Below are 17,994 nucleotides of genomic sequence, written 5' to 3' on the forward strand. Positions count from 1 at the left end.
CTCAGGGAATCGGGCAATGGTATTTATAGTGCGTCATGGTGGTCATCAGCTCATCGCCGGTCGCCTCGCGTATGCCGGGATTTTCTTCCAGGAAGGTGCACAGCGTATTGCCAACCGCTTCCGGCGTGGTTCCCTCGGGAATACAGACATTGACGCCAACGGCGATGGCAAAATGCGCCGAATTCACCATCCGGCTGGGCTTGGGAGGCGCCTCGGTAAAAATGCGGCGGGCGAGATATTCGTCACTGTTCCATTTGTCCAGCCAACCCGCGACATAGCCGACGACGAACTGCCGGGACCCGCGGCAGTCGGAATAGAGAACCTCACCACCGGACAATCCGGCGGGAATCTTTGCTGAAGCCGTTGCCAACAAGGTGGCGATAAGAATGCCCGACATCGCGTCTCCCCAAGTCTCGAAGGCGCGGAGCTTCGATCGGGAAAGTGTCGGAAATGAGCTTCAAACGTGTCATCTTTGGCGCCGCGTGCAAAAGTAGCAATGAGCGGCGATCGGTGTGGCTTGCGAGGCCGTCAAGACCGGATCGGCGGCCGAAAGTTAAACTTCGGCAATGATCGGCTTTGATGGCTCTGAAGTCGTTGCGCATCCGGCCGCAGTCGGCTACATCAAGCCCGTCAATGGCTGGGCAATCCCGGCCACGTAAGCGTTAACGTCACTCAACGCGTATGATCGAACGGCTTTGCGGCTTCGATCTGCGCGACTGTGTCCTGCGGATCGAGTCTTGAAAGCTCCTGAGGACACATGGACAACAAACCCTTCAACGAACAGGCTTCATCGGCTCCCGGCATCGAGTGGGTCCGCCACGACACGCGCCGGCGCTCGCTGACCGTCGAAAGCATCACCGACATCACCCCCGGCATGCGCCGCATCATCCTGCGCAGCGAAGAACTCGCCGATTTCATCAGCCTGGCGCCCGACGATCACATCAAGATCTTCATTCCCACGGCCGAGGGCGAAGAGCGCCGGGATTACACGCCGCGCCGATATGACAATGCGGCCCGGTCATTGACCATCGATTTTGCCCTGCACGAAGCAGGCCCGGTGACGCAATGGGCGCTCGGCGCCCGCCCCGGCGACAGGCTCGGGATCGGCGGTCCGCGCGGCTCGGCCGTCGTTTCCGCAAGCGTCAAACGCTGGCTGCTGATCGGCGACGAAACGGCGCTGCCGGCGATCGGCCGCCGGATCGAGGAAAGCGGCGCCGGAACCGTCATCACGATGATCGCTGCAGTCACCGGCCCCTTGGAAGAGCAGACCTTCGAAACCCGCGCCGAACTCGATATCCGCTGGGCGCACCGGCCGCTATCGCAGGCAACGGACGCCGCCGCTCTGCTGAAACTGTTGCGCACAGTCGATATTCAGCCCGAAACCTTCGTCTGGATCGCCGCGGAAGCCGCGGTGACACGCGACATCCGCAACCATTTGCTGGCGGAACGCGGCTACCCCCTGAGCTGGATGAAGGCATCCGGCTACTGGGTGTTCGGTAAGGCCGATGCGACGGAGAAATTCGCCTAAAGCATGTCGCGCAAACCCCACTGGCCGCCGCCCGGGATTCCGGGCGACTGCCGGACAAAACATCGCCGCCACCATTGCGATTTAATCGGATGCGATATATATTGGAGCCATCCTTGAACGATCTGGACAGGATAGGCCGATGCCCACGTCTAAAACCGCAAAACAGTCCGATGCACCCGCACCCCGGAAGCTTTCGAACTTCCTGTGTTTCGCGATCTATTCGGCCAACCTCGCCTTCGGCCGCGCCTACAAGCCGCTCCTGGACGAGCTCGGCCTGACCTACACCCAATACATCGCCCTGGTGGCGCTCTCCGAAGAGGACGACCAGACGGTCAGCATGCTCGGGGAAAAGCTGTTCCTCGAATCCAACACGCTGACGCCCATTCTCAAGAAGCTGGAATCCTCCGGCCTTATCACCCGCCATCGCGATCCTGCCGATGAACGGCAGGTGCGCGTCAACCTGACGCCGGCGGGCCGCGATCTTGTCGAAACCAACCCCGGCTCCGCCCTGACCGACGCCATCGGCCTCGGCGATGAATTCCCCGTAGTGCAAAACTCCGTGGCGCGCCTGCGCGACAACTTGCTGCGGGCGCAGGCCGAACCGGGAAAATGAGGTTGAAGGCGCATGTCGACGCTGGGTGACATGCCAGAAATCCCGATGGGCATTGGTCGAGAATGGGACCGTCTTTCTCGGAAGGCGCAGTTAGGCATCCGTCATCCCCCGCATTTATCACGTCGACCGATGGCCCGGCGTCCCGAGACTTGTCGATCATGAGCACACCGAACTCAAATGGTTTAGCGCCGCCGAAATTGAATGCGAGACCGGGCTGGCACCGCCTCAGCTCAGGGCAATCCTCGCGAATCTGCTCAAGAGGGGAATGATATGCGAGACAAGATGAAGGTGAGTGCCTTCACACCCTCGCATGCTTGATTGGGCGGGCACTAACTTTCCTTGCCCTCATCCCTGTGCTCGTCACAGGGATCCAGCGCGCCCAAGTCCTTGGGCGCAGGAGACTATCTTGCTTTCAGGAGAGTCACTCACCGCGCCGACGCGCGGTGGCTGGATTCCTGTGACGGGCACAGGAATGACGGAGGAAGGTGGTGCCTGTGTCCAGATAAACTGACTTGGTGAGGGAGGACAGGTAGTGCCAACCCCACCCTACAGCGCAACCGCCCGCGCGACCTGCGCAAGCGCTACCTCCTCCATCATCTCCGCCGCTTTCGCATAACCGCCGCCCATGCCGTCGAGGAAGTGCAGGTGTGAATCCGGACGGCCGGAGGGGACGAGGCAGGTCATCAGCGCGTGCGACTGGCGATGCAGGCCGAAGTCGATTTCGCCGCGCGCCCTCGCCGCCGTGAGAATGGCTTCGACGCTGTCGATCTGTTCGAGCGTGCAGTCCAGCGTCAGGCGCAGACCGTCGTCGAACTTGCGGAAATCCGAATTGGAGGCGACCTCCGGCCAGGCTGTCGCGCTGACCTCCCGTGCGCCGTCCCTGGGGACCGCATTCTCCGCCGAAATCGGATAGGACCGGCGCGGCGCGGCATCGAAAACCGCAAGCACGCGCTTCGCGAGCGCCGCAAACTCCTCCGGGCTCGTATGATCGCGCGGTTCGACCAGCAGCGACAGGATCTCGCCCTGCCGGCTCGGAAACGGCGCCCAGTCACAGCTGAGGCCGGTCAGGTCGGGCCGCGTCGGGTAGCGCCCGGGCTTGACGAGATAGCGGCCGTTCCTGATCTGCTGCTCCGCCCATTTGAGCCCGCCGCCTGCAAACATCGCATAGGTCGCCTTTTCGGAGGCGGCGTAGCGGGCGATCTTCACGTCACGCCCGGCAGCGCGGATTTCGCGCACGGTGAGCAGCCCGACACGCAGGGTCAGGTCGAGGTCGGTGCTGGCAAAGCTCGCGACCTGCCGCAATGCCGAGGTCGCGGCCATGAGGCCGTGCGGCGGCAGCGCGAAAGCCGCCCCGTCTCCGCGAAACACGAAGGGAAAATCGAACGAGCCCCAGGCATTGCCGAGGGCCGCGATGATCGCGGCGCCGGCATAATTGACGTCCTCGTAACGCCCCTGCCCGATCGCCGCCGTCGAGCTGACGACATCGGTGAGCCCGATCAGCCAATCGTCAGGCAACGGCTCGTAGACATCGGGATCGAGCAAAAGCGAAAACTCGTCATAGGCCCGGTGCGGCTCTGCATGGCTGCTGGTCATGGCATATTCTCCGGATCGGTGGCGTTTCGATGGATGCTGGCTCAAAAACGGGTCTGCCGCCGATCGGCAGACCCCCGCTTTCAGGCACGTCCGTTAGACGAGCCGGGTCTCGACGCCGATATTGCCGTGCGTTGCCTTGGAGTAAGGGCAGATCCCGTGCGCTGCCTCGATCAGTTCCTCGGCGACGCCGCGCTCGATGCCGGGAAGGCTGACGTCGAAGCGTGCGCGCAGGAAGAAGGAGCCGCCATCGGCGTTGAGGGTGATCTCGGCATCGACCTCGGGACCGGCCGGCAGCTTGATCTTCCGCTGCGAGGCGGCGAGCTCGATGGCGCCGATATAGCAAGCCGACCAGGCAGCGCCGAACAGGTTTTCGGCAGCCGGGTGCGGCTGCGGCAGCTTGATGTCGAGCGTGCCGTCGCTGCTGCGCGCATAGCCTTCGCGGCCGCCGGCGATGTGGGTCTTGCCAGTGAAAAGAAGCTTCTCGGTCATGGTCATTTCCTTTCGGTTCGGTTATTTATAGCGTGTCCGATTTAATCGGATGCGTATTAATACGCCGAACCGAATTTGATGTCAACACCATTCCGATTTAATCGGATGCGATTTAGATCGACCGGATCCGAGGCTTGGCCTCTACGCGCTTACGGGCGCCACGGCACGGCCAGTCCGGGTTCCCAACAGCACCGGCGGAACCGCGACGATGTATATGGCGACGACGGAGAGCCAGATCGCCCCCGGCCACGCCTGCCGGACGGCGAAGTAGAGTGTCGAGAAGGCCAGCGGACCGATGATCGACGCCAGGCTGACGGCCGATGTCAGCACGCCCTGCAGCTCGCCCTGGCGGGCGGGATCGACCTGCCGGGTGGCGAGCGCCTGGAATGCCGGCGTGCCGATGCCGGCGAGCGCAAAGACCGGCATGATGGCGAAGACGATCCAGCCCTCCCTGGCGAAGGCCATGGCGATGAGAGCGATGCAGGCGCAGGCGATGCCGACGACGACGGCGCCGCGTTCGCCCAGCCGTTTGCTGGCCGGGCCGGGCAAAAGCGCCTGCACCAGCGTCTGGCAGATGCCGAATGCGCCGAGCGACAGGCCGATCCAGAGACCGTTCCAATGAAAGGTGTCGAAACCCCACAGTGCCCAGCAGGTGCCATAGGCCTCGCCGGTGGCGCTCAGGATGAAAAACACCAGGATGACCGGCAGGAGCCCCTTCATCGACAGAACCCAGCGGAGCGGCCGCAGCGGATTGAGGGCGGCGAACTCGATCTTCCCCCGCGCCGGCGCGCGGGACTCCGGCAGAATGAAGAAGGCCAGCAGGAGATTGCAGGCATTCAGCACGGAAGCGGCGATGAATGGCAGCCGCAGCCACTGGTCGCCGAGCAGCCCGCCGAGCACCGGCCCGACGATGAAGCCGATGCCGAAGGTCGCGTTGAACAGGCCGAAGCGGCGGGCTCGCTTATCCTCCGCCGAGATGTCGGTGATGTAAGCCATGGCGACGGAGACGTTAGCGCTGGTCAGGCCGGCAATGGCGCGGCCGAGCAGCAGCATCCAGAGCTGCGGCGCAATGGCCATGACGAGATAATTGATCGCCGCCCCGCCAAGCGAAAGCAGCAGCACGGGACGCCTGCCGAGATTGTCGCTCAAGGCGCCGAGCACCGGCGCGAAGACGAACTGCATCAGCGCATAAAGCGCGGTCATGATCCCGATATAGGCAGCGACATTGCCGGCATGGGTTACCTCCTGGAGCAGCCGCGGCAGGATGGGGAAGATCAGGCCTATGCCCGCGGCATCGAGGCCGATGGCGGTGAAGATGACGATGAGGGGTTTATTCATGATGGCGTCCTTCGGCTCGTGCCGCGCGTCGCGGAAAATGTAGACTGAGATTAAATATGTACTAAGTATATAAATACGCCAAGGCGGCCACCAGTCAAGATAAATGTGTACTGAGTATAAGATCCCTGCTATCGATGGCGGCATGTCCACACCGCCAGACCTGCGAACCCGCAAACGCCTCGCCACGCGACGCGCCATCACCTTGGCCGCCGACCGCCTGTTCCGCGAGCGCGGCTTCGAACATGTGACGGTCGATGAGATCGCCGCTGCCGCCGATGTCGGGCGGATGACGGTGTTCAACCACTTCCCCCGCAAGGAGGACATGTTCTTCGATCGCGACGAGGAAGGCCGCGAGATCCTTCGTGAGGCCTTGCGGCAGCGCGATCCCGCCGTTTCGCCGATCGAAACGCTGCGCCGGCTTGCCCACCGCCTCGTCGAGGAGCAGGCGCCTTTCGTTCAATTCTCGGCTGGAAGCCAGGGTTTCATCGAGACGGTCGAGCGCAGCGACACCCTCAAGGCACGGGCGAGAGCGATCCGCGACGAACTGGCCGGCGTCGTCGCGGCCGGGCTGGCGGAATGCGCGGGCCGAGGAACGGACGATCCCGCCGCCCATCTCGCCGCCGGCATGCTGCTTTCGATATGGAGCGTGGCCTTCATCGAGGCGCACAAGACCTTCCGGCGCAATCACAATCCTGAGGAGGCGAAAGCCGCCTTCCTCGCCCTCGTCGATCAGGGCACCATCGGCATCAAAGCGGCGATGGCGGGCACGCCCTACGCCTGAACACGCGTCTCAGGACCGCGGCTGGCCGTCGTCGAACAGCGTGGCGAGCCACTGGTAATATTTCGGCTGCTTCTCCCGCAGTTGGCTGCGCGAGTAAGGCGGCCGATCGATATCGCCGTAGAGATAGACGCTCGCCGTGACCGCGAAGAATTCCCGGTCGTTGCTCATCATGTAGGAATCGCCCGGCCAGAGCCCCCGGCCATTGCTGAAGAATTGCCTGACATCGCCATTGCCGAATCCGCCGGGAAGCATCCTGTCGTGATAGGCGTGCAGAAGCTCGTGCAGGATGATCGGCTTGTCCGGGTCGAGGCTCCTGACGCGCAGGTCGATGCCGGTCTTGCTGCTGTAATGGCCGGGGCCGAAAGCGGCAGCCGCAGGGTTCGCCCAGATCGGGATCGTCCGCATGAAGACGAGAACATCAGGCTTCAGATCGACATGCTCGACGATGTCGAGCTGCCGTTTGACGGCCGCGACCATCTCCTTGTCGGGCTCGGCGCCCCTGGCATTGCTGAGATCGACCTGCCATCCATGATAGGTGAAAACGAGCGGATCAGCCGCTGCCGCGATAGGCATGACCAGAGCGGCGCAAAACGCCAGAATTGTCGAAATCCTCCGCACCGGCCCCTCCTCGGCATGTCACGCCGACGACTGTCGCACAGGCCGGATAGCGGCACAATTGCCGCATCGGCATCAGCCAAGATGCGAGCCGACAGAGGGCCCTTTGCCGGTGCCGTCGACGCAAACCTCCGGGCCTACGCCTTAACCGTCGTAATGACCCGAAAGCGCTGCCTCCGCCGACTTCACGACCACGGCGACATTGACGCCCTTGGTCACGACTGCGCCGGTGGCGCGAAGATCGGCGACCGCCTGCAGTCCGCCGGATTTCGGCGCCGCGAGAGGCTGCACGGTCTTGGCGTCGAGATCCGCCACCCAAAGATCGTCTTCGCCTTCAATACTGATGACTACAACTCTTGCCATGCTTTGCCCCTTCCAGTGATTGATACTTAAAATCCAGCTTTCTTCAGACCTTCGCGATAAAGATCCTTATGCCATTGCTCTTTACTCGGAACTGCCGACAGCCACTTATCCACATCGAAGTCCGGATTGGCTTCGCGAAACCTGCGCACGAACACCCGCGCCTTGTCCTGCCGGCCCAGCATCGCGCAGCTTGCGGCCGACAGCCTGTCCGCCAGGCTGGGATCCGCCATCTGCCCGATGTAATCCAGTGAAGATTCGAATTCGCCAAGGGCGTAGTTCGCGCCCGCCGCAGTCCAGAAATAGGTGTCCGGGGCAAGCGGATTCAGCTCGATCGCCCGCTCGATTTTCCTGAGCGCCATGGCCGGAAGCGAGCAATGAACCAAAGTATCCGCATAGTCGGCGATCACGTCGGCATAATGCGGAGCAAGGTTTTCCGCCACCTCCATCGCCTCGGCGCTGTCGTCGAAGGCGCCTTGCAGCAGCTTGGCCACGCCGAATTCGCGATAGCCGTCGGCGAAGTCGGACCGTTTCTCGATCGCCTGCCGCGACGAGGTTTCCGCCGTCTTCAGCAATTCGATATCGCCGCGCGCGGTCAGCAGCCATTCCTTCGAATAGGTCCGCGCCATCGAACTCAGCGCCGGCGCGAAATCGGGGCTGACGCTGAGCGCGGCCTTCATTTCCTTGCGCGCCCGCCTCAGATTCGGAAGGGTCAGCCGCGCCAGATGCCGCCTGCCGACGAGATAGCGATGATAGGCGACCGGATTCAAATCCTCGCGCAACGCTTCATGGCGTTCGATTTCGCTCGACACCGAAAGCGCGATCTGCCGGGCGACGGCTCGCCTGTCCTTCAGCAGCTCCATGTGATCGAGACTGAATCTTTCGGCCCAGACGATCTGGTTCTGGTCGAAAAAGATCAGCTGGGCGAACAAGGTCACCTCGTCGCCCGCATTGCTGATCCTGGTATCGAGGATGTAGTTCACCCGCTGGCGCTCGAAGAAGGCCTTCTGCGTCTCGGTGTGATGGCCGATCTGGACCGCCGAATAGGGCGCTATGACCTGCAGGCTGTTGAAGGCGCAGAAACCGATGGTGATGTCCTCCACCAGCGACGCCGCGAGAAACCCGGCCTCGGGCCGGATCGACTGGCTTTTCGGAGGAAGCAGCACCAGGCGCGGAATTTCGAGCCGGATCCTCTCGGCCTCCAGGGAAAGAGCGGCTTCCTGTCCTTTGGCAGTCGCCGGCGCGGGACGGGAAGAGCTATCGTCACCGCCATTTGCGCCGTCGAGCACGGCGATCCCCCGCAGAATGGAATTCTGCCGCTTCTCGAAATGATCGCGAAGGTGCTCGACCTCATCCTCCGCCTGGAAGATCGGTATGAGCATCTGCAACGTATCCGGATCCTTCGGTTCGGTGCGAAACAGGATGACCGCAGCCCTCCTCAGGAGTTCGGTTTCCTTTCGCGACCGCGCCAGCCCGGAAGCAGCCCTCAGCGTGTTTCCAAGAATCTCGACATGGCAGCTTTCGCGTTCCGCCAGCCACCGCTGAAACTCGCGGCTATGGCAGTTGACCGGCCCGAGAAAGGGCTGGTTCATCAGCTTCACGACATGCTCCAGCCGGACGAGCGGCTCGCCATCCTCCGCCTGGCCAGGCTGCAACAGATCCGAAGACAGGGAGTCCCGGTTCAAGGAAACCAGATTGGCCTGCAGCGAGAGCAGGTTCACGCCGAGCTCGGTCTGGCGGGCATTGATCCGCGAAATCACCTTTCGCAACGTCGAAAGCGCGACACCCTTGTCGGCCTCGCCCCAGAGGAAACGGGCCAAGGTCGAGCGGTCCGCCGAGCCTTGATCGGCGGTGAACAGATAGGCGAGAAGCAGAAGCCCCTTCTCGGGAAAGGCAACCGGATTTCCGCTCCGGTCAACGAGCTGCAAGCTGCCGAAAGTCTTCAGAACGAAAGTCATTTTGCGTCTAAGTCACCACACGGGGATGTAGTTCGCGTCAAACAGGAATGTGCGATACGCAACAAGAGGAGGCGCCAAGTCTAACCGGCCGGCACTCTGTCTGAACCTCCGGGGAAATTCAACACGCTTGTGCCGCGCAAACTTTGCTTATGTTTTTACACCGATCCAATGAATTTCCGGATGCATTCGCAGCCGGTTTTACCTGCGCCGGCGCGCCTTGCCGGCCGCAGCCGCGGAGCGATCCTCAGACCTTTTCTTTCTTCCTGGTCTTTTCCTTGGGTTCGACAGGCGCATCCGGCGTCGGCGCCAGAAGCTTGCGCAGGGAGGCGATCTTGTCCTTGACCAGCGGCCGGAAGCGCGTCGCGCGATAGGGCATGTCGGCCGCACCATAGCCTTCCGGCCCGTCATCATTGCCGCGATGGATTTCCGCAAGCTTCACGCCGATAAAGGTGCCGTCGACATAGTGCGTATATTCGCCCACCCAGCGGATCGTGTAGATCTCGCCCTTGCGGATGAGCTGATCGATGCTGACATGCTTGAACGTATCGTTGATGCAGACGACCTTCTGGCCGACGTGGAATTCATAGCTCATGGATCAAACTCGCCAAAGCGTGTCGCGCAAAAGTGTGTGCGGTTTTGCGATAACGACACGCGTAAAAACCCGTTAACGGCAATCCGCCTCGCCCTTCTATAGCGCGCCCGGCCGCCGGGATGAACCCTTTTTCAAAGGCCTGGCCGGATCGCTCCGGCAACCCCGGTCAGTTGCAATAGACCCTGCCGCTCTTGCGGGAGCGCAGGTCGAAGTGGAAGTGGTTCCAATGTTCCGGGTTGCTGCCCGGCCCGAGCACGGTGTTGAAATAGCGGCAGCTGTCGCTGCGCACGGCCTTCAGCAGCCGGCCTTCGCGGAAGGAGAACAGGCCCTTCTTGCGCACGTCGATCGCATGGCCGTTCTTCAGCACGAACTTGCCGACATCGATGGCGTTGCCGCGGGCATGTTCCGACATCGGATTGTAGCGTTGCCGGCTGTTGTTCATGCGACGGCAGGAATAGCCGCCGAGCGGCTGGATGGTCCGGATGCCGCTCCAGTAGCGGTAGCGGGCCGATGGCGCCAGCTCGTTCTTCACCCATTTGGCGAAGGCGAGCGTCACCTGGCAGTTCAGCGTCACCGCCGGCTTCACGCCGATATTGCCGGAAAGCCCCTTCAGCGACACTGGATAGGGCACCTGGCAGGCCGGCCCCTGCGAGATCGGCGGTTTCTCGTCGAAGATCACGCCCATGCGCTTCAGCTCGCGCCGGCAGGCAAGCTCGGAGGCTGGCATGACGCTGGGGTCGACCGGTGCGGCCGGCTCGCTCATCATCGGGTTGTTCGGCCGCAGCATCGCGACTTCCTCGGCCTCGTCCTCTTCGGGAACGCGGGTCGGCGCCACGACAGGGCTGCCGTCGTTCCAGGTCGGCGCCCGGCTCATCTGCGCTTGCGCTGCCGGCTGCGGCACGATCTGCCGCTCTGGCTGGTTCAGCTGGGTCGGACTGTCAGTGCCGATGCCGTCGACGACGGGCTGGGTGGCATTGCCCTCGGCGATCTGCTGCTGTTGCTCCTGCGCCAGGCCGACGACCGGCTCGGCCCCGAGCTCGTCATCCATGTTGACGCCGCCGGAGGGGATCGCAAGGTTCTGCGTGCCGCCCCAGTTCCCGGTCTGCTGGCCTGCCGCCATCGCCTCGTCGCTGTCGATCATCGGCAGCCTGTTTCCGCGTGCCGGCGCAGACCGCGCGGCATGACCGGTGCCGGCAAGGTTCGGCGTATCGAGATAATCGACGGAACTCTGGCTATTGCCGACAGGCGCGCTGGAAACGGGATAGGAGGCTTGGCTCTCCACAGGCGCCATGCGCACCGCCGGCGCCATACGCGCCGCGCCCCGCGCCGGCGAGATCGAACTGACCCTTGTGCCGCTGTCGACATTGGCAGGCGGCACCAGCCCGTCGCTGATCGAACAGGTCGTCAGCGCCACCGAAAGCAGCACGGGCAAAAGGGAACGCCGAGGAAAGGAAACAAACGCCATACTCTTATCGCTTCCGCAGGCCGGCAGTGCAGTGACCGAAAAAACTCGGTCCAATTTTAATTAAAAACGGTGAATGAAAACTTACCGGCACAATCTGAAGGCGACGGAAACGAAAAAAGCCGCTCTCGCGGCTCCGGGATCGGCGCCAGATGCAACTTTGACTCGGCGCAAGCACGGGATAAGGAATGAATGATCCCGATGCGGCGAAGACGCCGCATTCTTTGAATTACCGGTGGCTCAGCAACAGACGAGGCCGCCCGATCAGGCCGCCAGCCAACGCCGCGCCGTCAGAATCCAGGACAGGCTTCCGAGTCGGGATATTGCTCTATTGGCCGAGACCCCGACAGCAATACCGCCTGCGATCGCGACGATATCGAAGGCCGGTGAGGCAAGCCCATCGAATGCCGGCGTCATCAACAGCTCCGGTACGAAACGATGCAGGAGATAGATCGGAAAAGCGGATGCGGCGATGACCGTGACAAATCGGCTCAAAGCAGCAGGCAGGCGAAGATGCGGCTTGTAGAGCAGGACGAGGAGCGCGGCCAGGATGCTCATATATTTCATCGTCGTGCCGATCCAAAGGGACTCGCCGAAGCCCAGATAACCCAGCATCGCGATCGCCATGCCGGTAACGGCAAGCTTCTTCTCACGAGTGTCGGCGAGGCCGGCGCACCAGCCGAAAACGCAAATATGGAATACCCAATAGAGCGTGAATATCTGCCGCTTGCCCTGACCGACGAGGAGCGGCATCGAAAAGCGCGCAGCGATCGCGAGCCCCAAGAGTGCAAGCGAGAAAGCAAAAAGCCGCTTCGCCGCGAGGCTGCGCGCGACAGGCAATGCGAAGATCAGCGAAAAGACGAGCAACGTCTGCGCATAGGCCTCGATGAACCAATAGAGGTAGGGAATCATTTCGTGACGCTCCGGCTCTGCATAGCCGAAATTGCCGGTGAGCGTCAGCGAAGCCCAGGGCATCGTCCGCCAGACGAATGCGTAAGCCGCGACGATCAGAAAATAAGGGATGAGGACGTTTCCCGCCGACCGCAGCATGTGGTGGAATCTGCCGGCCAGAAGGTGCGCGGACTGGAAGCGCGCCAGGCTGAAACCGACGAGCAGCATCATGACGCCTGATCCGCCTGGAATGGGCCACAGCATCTGATGATGGATGACCACCATCATTATGGCGAACGCCCGCAGCAACAGATCGGACGGCACGGGCGCCGCCTCGCCTCTCGCCGGAGGCCGCGATATTTCCGGACGCGCGCCGAGCTCCGCAAGCCGCATACGCTCCCAGCCTTCGGGCAGGACGAGGCAGAGCCGGTCGAGCTCCAAGGTCAACTGCAGGAAGCGAAGGGAATCGCCGCCGAGCGAGACGAAACTGTCATTGCGCCCGACGGGAACCGGGTAGAAAACCGCGGCGAAGGCCTCGATAAGGCTATGCGCCTCGGACTGGCGCCGGGAGCGGGTTTCCAGCATCTCTTCGGCAAGCCTGGCGTAATCGATCTTGCCCGAGCCAAGCCGGGGAAGGTTTTGTCGGACGGACACGGAGATGAGATTGGCCGGAAGCCGGCTGGCTTCGACAAGGATGTGCCTCGCCGTTTCAGCCAGCGCCGCATCGTCGACGTAGACCTGGAGCCTCGCATCGTCGCCCAGCACCGCCGCAGCAATGTCGTGGCGCGCCAGCGCCTGCTCCATGATGTCGAAGCCGATCCTGAGGCCGGCGATCTTGGCGAAGCGGGCCTTGCGCCCGACAATGCGGAAAAGACCGCCTTCACAGCGCATGCCGATATCGCCGGTTCTCAGTTCATGGACCTCGGCCCCGCGCGCAAGATCGGCGCGCCGCTCGCCATAGCCCATCATCACATTCGGGCCGCGATAGACCAGCTCCCCCGTAACACCGGCGTCGACAACGCGCCTTCCCTCGTCGTCGACGAGATCGAGGGAGCCGCCTGGAATCGCGATGCCGATGCGCTCCTCATTGTCGGACAGACAGTCCGGCGGAATGAAGGCGATGCGAGCCGTCGCCTCGGTCTGCCCGTACATGACGAAGAACTGGCCTCCGCTTGCATGCATATGGTCGCGGTAGAGGCGGATGAGATCGGGACCAAGCCGCCCGCCCGCAACCGTCATGAAGCGCAGGCCATCCGGCATTGCCGAGCGGAAGCCCGCTTTTTCCATGAGCTCGTAGGAATAGGGAACGCCGGAAAGATTGGTGCAGCCGCTCTCACCGATGGCCCTCGCGAATGCGCTGTCCATCACCGACATGCCGGGAAGGAAAATGCTGCCTCCGGCGACCAGATGCGAGTGAAGGACCGACAGGCCGTAGGAATAGTGAAGCGGCAGCACAAGCGCGGTGCGGTCGCTTGGCGAGAGCTTCAGATAGTCTGCAATCGCCCGCGCATTGGAATCGAGATTGGCACAAGACAGGCGCACCGCCTTTGCCGCGCCCGACGTGCCGGATGTCATCAGCAGCAATGCAAGGTCGGGATGCAGCGGCTGCCCGACGGCATCCGGCTTAGTTTCCGCAACGAGACGCCACCGCTGATCCACTTGCCGATAGGTGAAATCCGGCTGGAAGGCGTCTCGGAAATCATCCCAGAGTCGCTCATCGCAGGGCGGCAGCATTGCGACCGCATGCCCGGCCCGCAGCGCGCCGAGATAGGCGACGATCACATGCTCCGAGAGATCGGCCGCAATTGCCACGAGCCGCTTTCCACCGCCCAGCCGATCGGCAAAACGCTGCATCCGGCTGTCGAGCTCCGCATAGGAAAGCGCATGTCCATTGGCAAACAGAAGCGCCGGCCGCTCTTCTGCGCGAGCGATCACGGACATGAGGTCGACTGCGGTCATAAGGTAAAACTTGAGAACGATCGGAAATAGCGAGGCGCCTATAATCCTTGAATGTCAAAGTCAACAAATTATGTCGCTCGCCCGAGAGCCATGAAACAGTCGAGACGAGCAAAATCAGCCCGTCATCCGCAAGAAACGAAAAAGAGCCGTCGAGACGGCTCTTCTCCGGGCATCACGATTGGGTGCAGATCGTCACGCGGCCCGTGTGTATCTGGCCTCGGCCTGCCGCCCCGCCTCGCGCAGGCGGAAGTTTGCGAGCAGCGACTTCAGCTGCGTGCTTTCGTCGGCGAGCGTGCGGCTTGCCGCCGTCGTCTCCTCGACCATCGCCGCATTCTGCTGCGTCATCTGGTCCATGTGATTGACGGAGCTGTTGATCTCGTTCAGGCCGGTCGCCTGCTCGCGCGCCGCCGTCGCGATCGAGGCGACGTGATCGTTGACCTGATTGACCAGCGCCTCGATCTCCAGCAGCGCGTCACCCGTCGAGCGCACCAGCGCGACCCCGCCCTCGACTTCCGTCGCCGAACTGCTGATCAGTGTCTTGATCTCCTTGGCTGCATTGGCGGAACGCTGCGCCAGTTCGCGCACTTCCTGGGCGACGACGGCAAAGCCGCGGCCCGCCTCGCCTGCCCGCGCCGCCTCGACGCCGGCGTTCAGCGCCAGAAGGTTGGTCTGGAAGGCGATCTCGTCGATGACCGAGATGATCTGGTTGATGCGGCTCGAGGATTCCTCGATCCGGCCCATCGCGGTCACGGCGTTGCGGACGATATCGCCGGAGCGCCCGGCGCTCGCCTTGGTCTCGGCCACCATCTCGCGCGCCTCGTTCGCCCGCTCGGATGCGGTCTTGACCGTCGCGGTGATCTCGTCGAGCGCGGCTGCCGTCTCTTCGAGCGCCGCCGCCTGCTGTTCCGTGCGCTTCGACAGATTGCCGGTCGCCTCGCTGATATCGGACGCGCTGTCGTTGACGACGCGGCTCGATTCGGCGATCGCATGGATGACGCCGTTCAGCGCATCGACCGCGGCGTTGAAATCGCCCCTGAGCTTGGCGTAGTCCTCGCCGATATCGCCGATCGAAACCGTCAGGTCGCCGCCTGCGAGCTTCTCCAGGCCGACGCCGAGCGCCTGCATCGCTTGGGTCTGGCGTTCGGAAGCCGAACGCAGGCTCGCCTCGTTGCCGCGGCGCTCTTCCTCGATCTGCCGCTGCCGCTCGTCTTCCCGGCCGCGCAGCGCGCTGCGTTCGTCGACGGAATCGCGCAGCACCAGCAGCACCTTGGCCATCTGGCCCACTTCGTCTCGGCACTCGCTGCCGGCAATCTCCACCGATGCTTCTTCAGCGGCGATCGCATTCATCGCCGTCTTCAGCCGCGCGATCGGCGTCGTCACGCTGCGCACGATGGCGAAGGCGATCGCGATCGTCGCCAGCGCGCCGATCAGGCAAACCACGCCGGCCCACATCGCATTCTGGCGATAGAGCGCGGCAAGGTCGTCGCCATAGACGCCGGTGCCGACGATCCAGCCCCAGGGCTCGAAGCCGGCGACATAGGAATATTTCAGCACCGGCTCATCGGCGCCCGGCTTCGGCCAGTAATAATCGACGAAGCCCTTGCCGTCCTTTTTCACCTTGTTGACGAACTCGACGAACAGGAACTTGCCGTTCGGATCCTTCATCTGCGAGATATCGGTACCGTTCAACGCCGGCTTGATCGGGTGCATCACCATCTTGGGATGCATGTCGTTGATCCAGAAATAGCCATCGGCGCCGTAGCGCATCGCGCCGATCACGTCCTTGGCGGCCGTCTGCGCCTGCTCGCGGGTCATCGTGCCCGCCTGCTCCATCTTGTAATATTTGTCGAAGATGCCGAGCGCCGTCGCATCGAGCTGCGCCAGCCCCGCCTTCCGCTCCGCTTCCAGCTCGGAGTAGGAATAGTTCAGAAAGAAGACCATCGTCGCCGTGAGCACGGCAAGCGTGAAGCCGACGAGGCAATAAAGGCGGGTGGAAATCTTGATGTTACGCATGAGGTTCCCGGCGATTCTTATGAGATATCGGCGCCATACTGCACGACCGGAATTACTGGAGCGTAAAGCTTATTTAGAATTCACTTAACTAACGTAAGGGGAGGCACAGAGTGCAAAAATACAGCCAGCTGAAAACGCGCGAAACATGAACATCGGCAATTATCTTGCGTCTATGCTATCACGCTGGCTCTGATGTTTTCGAAGGCATACCCTTATTTCAGATGCCGAATATGTGCCTTAGCAGGACTACACATGCAGCGAAGGTCCCGAATAAGTACATTCCTGTGACGAACCAGAATTGAATCGGACGTTCACTCCGGTACAAATCCGGGGGTGACCCGAAATAACTCTTCATCGGCAAATGGCCTGTCCAGATGGCGCGAAGACAAAACACAACCACCCCAACTGCGGTTCCGAAGAGAAGTATGTAGCCGACTATGTCTGAGAGCATCATCACCCCGTATCACCTTGACCTCGCGAACCTGGCTTTGTGCCCCTTAAAAAGTCAAAGACAATTTTGACCGCTGCGCTTGGTCTATAACCTGGCACCCCACCGAACTGGACGTGACGACGTGACTTCGAAAAACCACTGACACGTCTCGTCATCATGCACTAGGGTATTTGCCGTGAATCGCCCCGCACCAACTGGAGAGCCCTTGATGACCGATGCCGCCAAGCCGAGAGGCGAACTGACGCTGCGCACGCTCGCCATGCCGGGAGATGCCAATCCTGCCGGCGATATCTTCGGCGGTTGGGTCATGGCGCAGATGGACCTTGCATCCGGCATCCGCGCCGCCGAGCGCGCCAAGGGCCGCGTCGTCACCGCCGCCGTCAAGGAAATGGCCTTCGAACTGCCGGTCAAGATCGGCGATACGCTGTCGGTCTACACCGATGTCGAGCGCGTCGGCCGCACCTCGATCACGCTGATCGTCGAAGCCTGGGCGCATCGCTCGCGCTACGCCAAGATGGAAAAGGTCACCGCCGGCACCTTCATCATGGTGGCACTCGACGAAGAGGGTAAGCCGAAGGTTGTCCCCGCCGAGTGAGACGCTCGAAACCCGAGGGACAGGGATGGAAACGGTCAGCTCGCCGGAGGTCTTCCTTCACATCAAGGTGGTGATGGGCATGGTCATCAGCCTCTCGCTTGCGAGGCTCCTCACCGGCGTTGCCGGCATCGTCCAGCATCCCGCCAAGGCGAAGGTCTATCCCATCCATCTCGGCTGGGCGCTTTCCCTGTTCCTCTTCATCATCCATATCTGGTGGTGGGAATACCGCCTGCAGGCCGTGCCCGTCATCGGCTTCGGCATCTACCTCTTCCTCATCTGCTTCTGCAGCCTGTTCTTCCTGCTCTGCGCCTTGCTCTTTCCCGCAAGTCTCGACGAATATGGCGGCTACGAGGAATATTTCATTTCCCGGCGCAAATGGTTCTTCGGCATCCTCGCCCTGATCTATGCCGTCGACATTCTCGACACCGCGATCAAGGGACCGGAGCGCATCCTATCGCTCGGCTGGGAATATCCCGCCCGCAACATCATCTACATCCTGCTCTGCGCCATCGCCGCCTGGACCCCGAACCGCCGCTTCCACGCCACCTTCGTCCTCGCCAACCTGCTCTACCAGGTGAGCTTCATCTTCCGGCTCTATGATGTATTGGAGTGAGGCCCGATCCCGCGAAGCGGGAGCGATCGATCCTGTGAATCGATTGCAGGGCCGAACGCCCTGAGCCCGAGCGAAGGGCCTGGCAGCGCCTTGCTCCACAAACCTGCGCCTCAAGCCCGCGACCTCTCTCCAGCCTCATCCTG

Annotated in this window: 16 protein-coding genes and 1 pseudogene; 6 read left to right on the forward strand and 11 right to left on the reverse strand. The window is 62.2% G+C overall.

Annotation, left to right across the window (positions count from 1 at the left end):
• Nucleotide 1: 1 nt before the first annotated feature.
• Entirely contained in the window at nt 2–397 is a 396-nt protein-coding gene (locus tag ATY77_RS12830; RefSeq protein WP_088673622.1) for a Rap1a/Tai family immunity protein, read from the reverse strand.
• Nucleotides 398–757: 360 nt separating this feature from the next.
• Here ATY77_RS12830 and ATY77_RS12835 point away from each other — a divergent pair, with 360 nt between their 5' ends.
• The 3 genes and pseudogenes from ATY77_RS12835 to ATY77_RS33160 all read left to right on the forward strand — a co-directional run.
• Nucleotides 758–1,528, forward strand: a complete 771-nt coding sequence (locus tag ATY77_RS12835; protein WP_088687626.1) for a siderophore-interacting protein — start codon at nt 758–760, stop codon at nt 1,526–1,528.
• 139 nt (nt 1,529–1,667) lie between these two features.
• Nucleotides 1,668–2,141, forward strand: coding sequence for a MarR family transcriptional regulator (locus ATY77_RS12840; protein ID WP_088687627.1), 474 nt, complete (start codon nt 1,668–1,670; stop codon nt 2,139–2,141).
• Nucleotides 2,142–2,235: 94 nt separating this feature from the next.
• A pseudogene (locus ATY77_RS33160) lies at nt 2,236–2,427 on the forward strand (DNA mismatch repair protein MutT); the annotation flags it as partial.
• 260 nt (nt 2,428–2,687) lie between these two features.
• Here the strand turns inward: ATY77_RS33160 and ATY77_RS12845 are convergent.
• From ATY77_RS12845 to ATY77_RS12855, 3 genes are all read right to left on the reverse strand, one after another.
• Nucleotides 2,688–3,734 carry a DUF3095 family protein gene (locus tag ATY77_RS12845; RefSeq protein WP_088687628.1) on the reverse strand — a complete coding sequence of 349 codons (1,047 nt, stop codon included), beginning with the start codon at nt 3,732–3,734 and terminating at the stop codon, nt 2,688–2,690.
• A 93-nt stretch (nt 3,735–3,827) separates the two neighbouring features.
• Nucleotides 3,828–4,223 (reverse strand): Ohr family peroxiredoxin, encoded by a 396-nt coding sequence (locus ATY77_RS12850; RefSeq protein ID WP_088687629.1) that lies wholly within the window; start codon nt 4,221–4,223, stop codon nt 3,828–3,830.
• Between the two features lie 141 nt (nt 4,224–4,364).
• Nucleotides 4,365–5,561, reverse strand: a complete 1,197-nt coding sequence (locus ATY77_RS12855) for a TCR/Tet family MFS transporter (protein ID WP_088687630.1) — start codon at nt 5,559–5,561, stop codon at nt 4,365–4,367.
• Nucleotides 5,562–5,703: 142 nt separating this feature from the next.
• Here ATY77_RS12855 and ATY77_RS12860 point away from each other — a divergent pair, with 142 nt between their 5' ends.
• Complete coding sequence (locus ATY77_RS12860; protein WP_088687631.1) at nt 5,704–6,342, forward strand: TetR/AcrR family transcriptional regulator; 639 nt, start codon at nt 5,704–5,706, stop codon at nt 6,340–6,342.
• A gap of 9 nt (nt 6,343–6,351) precedes the next feature.
• Here ATY77_RS12860 and ATY77_RS12865 read toward each other — a convergent pair whose 3' ends face one another.
• From ATY77_RS12865 to ATY77_RS12895, 7 genes are all read right to left on the reverse strand, one after another.
• Nucleotides 6,352–6,960, reverse strand: a complete 609-nt coding sequence (locus tag ATY77_RS12865) for a hypothetical protein (RefSeq protein WP_088687632.1) — start codon at nt 6,958–6,960, stop codon at nt 6,352–6,354.
• Between the two features lie 141 nt (nt 6,961–7,101).
• On the reverse strand, nt 7,102–7,320 hold the full coding sequence (locus tag ATY77_RS12870) for a hypothetical protein (protein WP_088687633.1): 219 nt from the start codon (nt 7,318–7,320) through the stop codon (nt 7,102–7,104).
• A gap of 26 nt (nt 7,321–7,346) precedes the next feature.
• On the reverse strand, nt 7,347–9,275 hold the full coding sequence (locus tag ATY77_RS12875) for a hypothetical protein (RefSeq protein WP_088687634.1): 1,929 nt from the start codon (nt 9,273–9,275) through the stop codon (nt 7,347–7,349).
• A gap of 244 nt (nt 9,276–9,519) precedes the next feature.
• Entirely contained in the window at nt 9,520–9,867 is a 348-nt protein-coding gene (locus ATY77_RS12880; RefSeq protein ID WP_008535048.1) for a hypothetical protein, read from the reverse strand.
• 166 nt (nt 9,868–10,033) lie between these two features.
• Nucleotides 10,034–11,332 carry an extensin family protein gene (locus ATY77_RS12885; protein ID WP_088687635.1) on the reverse strand — a complete coding sequence of 433 codons (1,299 nt, stop codon included), beginning with the start codon at nt 11,330–11,332 and terminating at the stop codon, nt 10,034–10,036.
• 261 nt (nt 11,333–11,593) lie between these two features.
• The gene (locus ATY77_RS12890; protein ID WP_245314327.1) at nt 11,594–14,161 is read right to left on the reverse strand and encodes an AMP-binding protein; all 2,568 of its coding nucleotides are present in this window, start codon (nt 14,159–14,161) and stop codon (nt 11,594–11,596) included.
• Between the two features lie 210 nt (nt 14,162–14,371).
• Nucleotides 14,372–16,192, reverse strand: a complete 1,821-nt coding sequence (locus ATY77_RS12895) for a methyl-accepting chemotaxis protein (protein WP_088687637.1) — start codon at nt 16,190–16,192, stop codon at nt 14,372–14,374.
• A gap of 659 nt (nt 16,193–16,851) precedes the next feature.
• Between ATY77_RS12895 and ATY77_RS12905 the strand changes: the two genes are divergently transcribed.
• Together ATY77_RS12905 and ATY77_RS12910 are read left to right on the forward strand one after the other, a co-directional pair.
• Nucleotides 16,852–17,238 (forward strand): acyl-CoA thioesterase, encoded by a 387-nt coding sequence (locus tag ATY77_RS12905; RefSeq protein ID WP_088687639.1) that lies wholly within the window; start codon nt 16,852–16,854, stop codon nt 17,236–17,238.
• Between the two features lie 25 nt (nt 17,239–17,263).
• Complete coding sequence (locus ATY77_RS12910) at nt 17,264–17,851, forward strand: hypothetical protein (protein ID WP_088687640.1); 588 nt, start codon at nt 17,264–17,266, stop codon at nt 17,849–17,851.
• The last annotated feature ends 143 nt before the right edge of the window (nt 17,852–17,994 follow it).

This window comes from Rhizobium sp. R634, from assembly GCF_002211305.1.
Taxonomy (GTDB): domain Bacteria; phylum Pseudomonadota; class Alphaproteobacteria; order Rhizobiales; family Rhizobiaceae; genus Rhizobium.

Excerpts from the sequence above, each read along its gene's own strand:
- ATY77_RS12830 (WP_088673622.1), bottom strand. The coding sequence starts at position 397 with ATGTCGGGCATTCTTATCGCCACCTTGTTGGCAACGGCTTCAGCAAAG.
- ATY77_RS12835 (WP_088687626.1), top strand. The coding sequence starts at position 758 with ATGGACAACAAACCCTTCAACGAACAGGCTTCATCGGCTCCCGGCATC.
- ATY77_RS12840 (WP_088687627.1), top strand. The coding sequence starts at position 1,668 with ATGCCCACGTCTAAAACCGCAAAACAGTCCGATGCACCCGCACCCCGG.
- ATY77_RS12845 (WP_088687628.1), bottom strand. The coding sequence starts at position 3,734 with ATGACCAGCAGCCATGCAGAGCCGCACCGGGCCTATGACGAGTTTTCG.
- ATY77_RS12850 (WP_088687629.1), bottom strand. The coding sequence starts at position 4,223 with ATGACCGAGAAGCTTCTTTTCACTGGCAAGACCCACATCGCCGGCGGC.
- ATY77_RS12855 (WP_088687630.1), bottom strand. The coding sequence starts at position 5,561 with ATGAATAAACCCCTCATCGTCATCTTCACCGCCATCGGCCTCGATGCC.
- ATY77_RS12860 (WP_088687631.1), top strand. The coding sequence starts at position 5,704 with ATGTCCACACCGCCAGACCTGCGAACCCGCAAACGCCTCGCCACGCGA.
- ATY77_RS12870 (WP_088687633.1), bottom strand. The coding sequence starts at position 7,320 with ATGGCAAGAGTTGTAGTCATCAGTATTGAAGGCGAAGACGATCTTTGG.
- ATY77_RS12875 (WP_088687634.1), bottom strand. The coding sequence starts at position 9,275 with ATGACTTTCGTTCTGAAGACTTTCGGCAGCTTGCAGCTCGTTGACCGG.
- ATY77_RS12880 (WP_008535048.1), bottom strand. The coding sequence starts at position 9,867 with ATGAGCTATGAATTCCACGTCGGCCAGAAGGTCGTCTGCATCAACGAT.
- ATY77_RS12885 (WP_088687635.1), bottom strand. The coding sequence starts at position 11,332 with ATGGCGTTTGTTTCCTTTCCTCGGCGTTCCCTTTTGCCCGTGCTGCTT.
- ATY77_RS12890 (WP_245314327.1), bottom strand. The coding sequence starts at position 14,161 with ATGTCCGTGATCGCTCGCGCAGAAGAGCGGCCGGCGCTTCTGTTTGCC.
- ATY77_RS12895 (WP_088687637.1), bottom strand. The coding sequence starts at position 16,192 with ATGCGTAACATCAAGATTTCCACCCGCCTTTATTGCCTCGTCGGCTTC.
- ATY77_RS12905 (WP_088687639.1), top strand. The coding sequence starts at position 16,852 with ATGACCGATGCCGCCAAGCCGAGAGGCGAACTGACGCTGCGCACGCTC.
- ATY77_RS12910 (WP_088687640.1), top strand. The coding sequence starts at position 17,264 with ATGGAAACGGTCAGCTCGCCGGAGGTCTTCCTTCACATCAAGGTGGTG.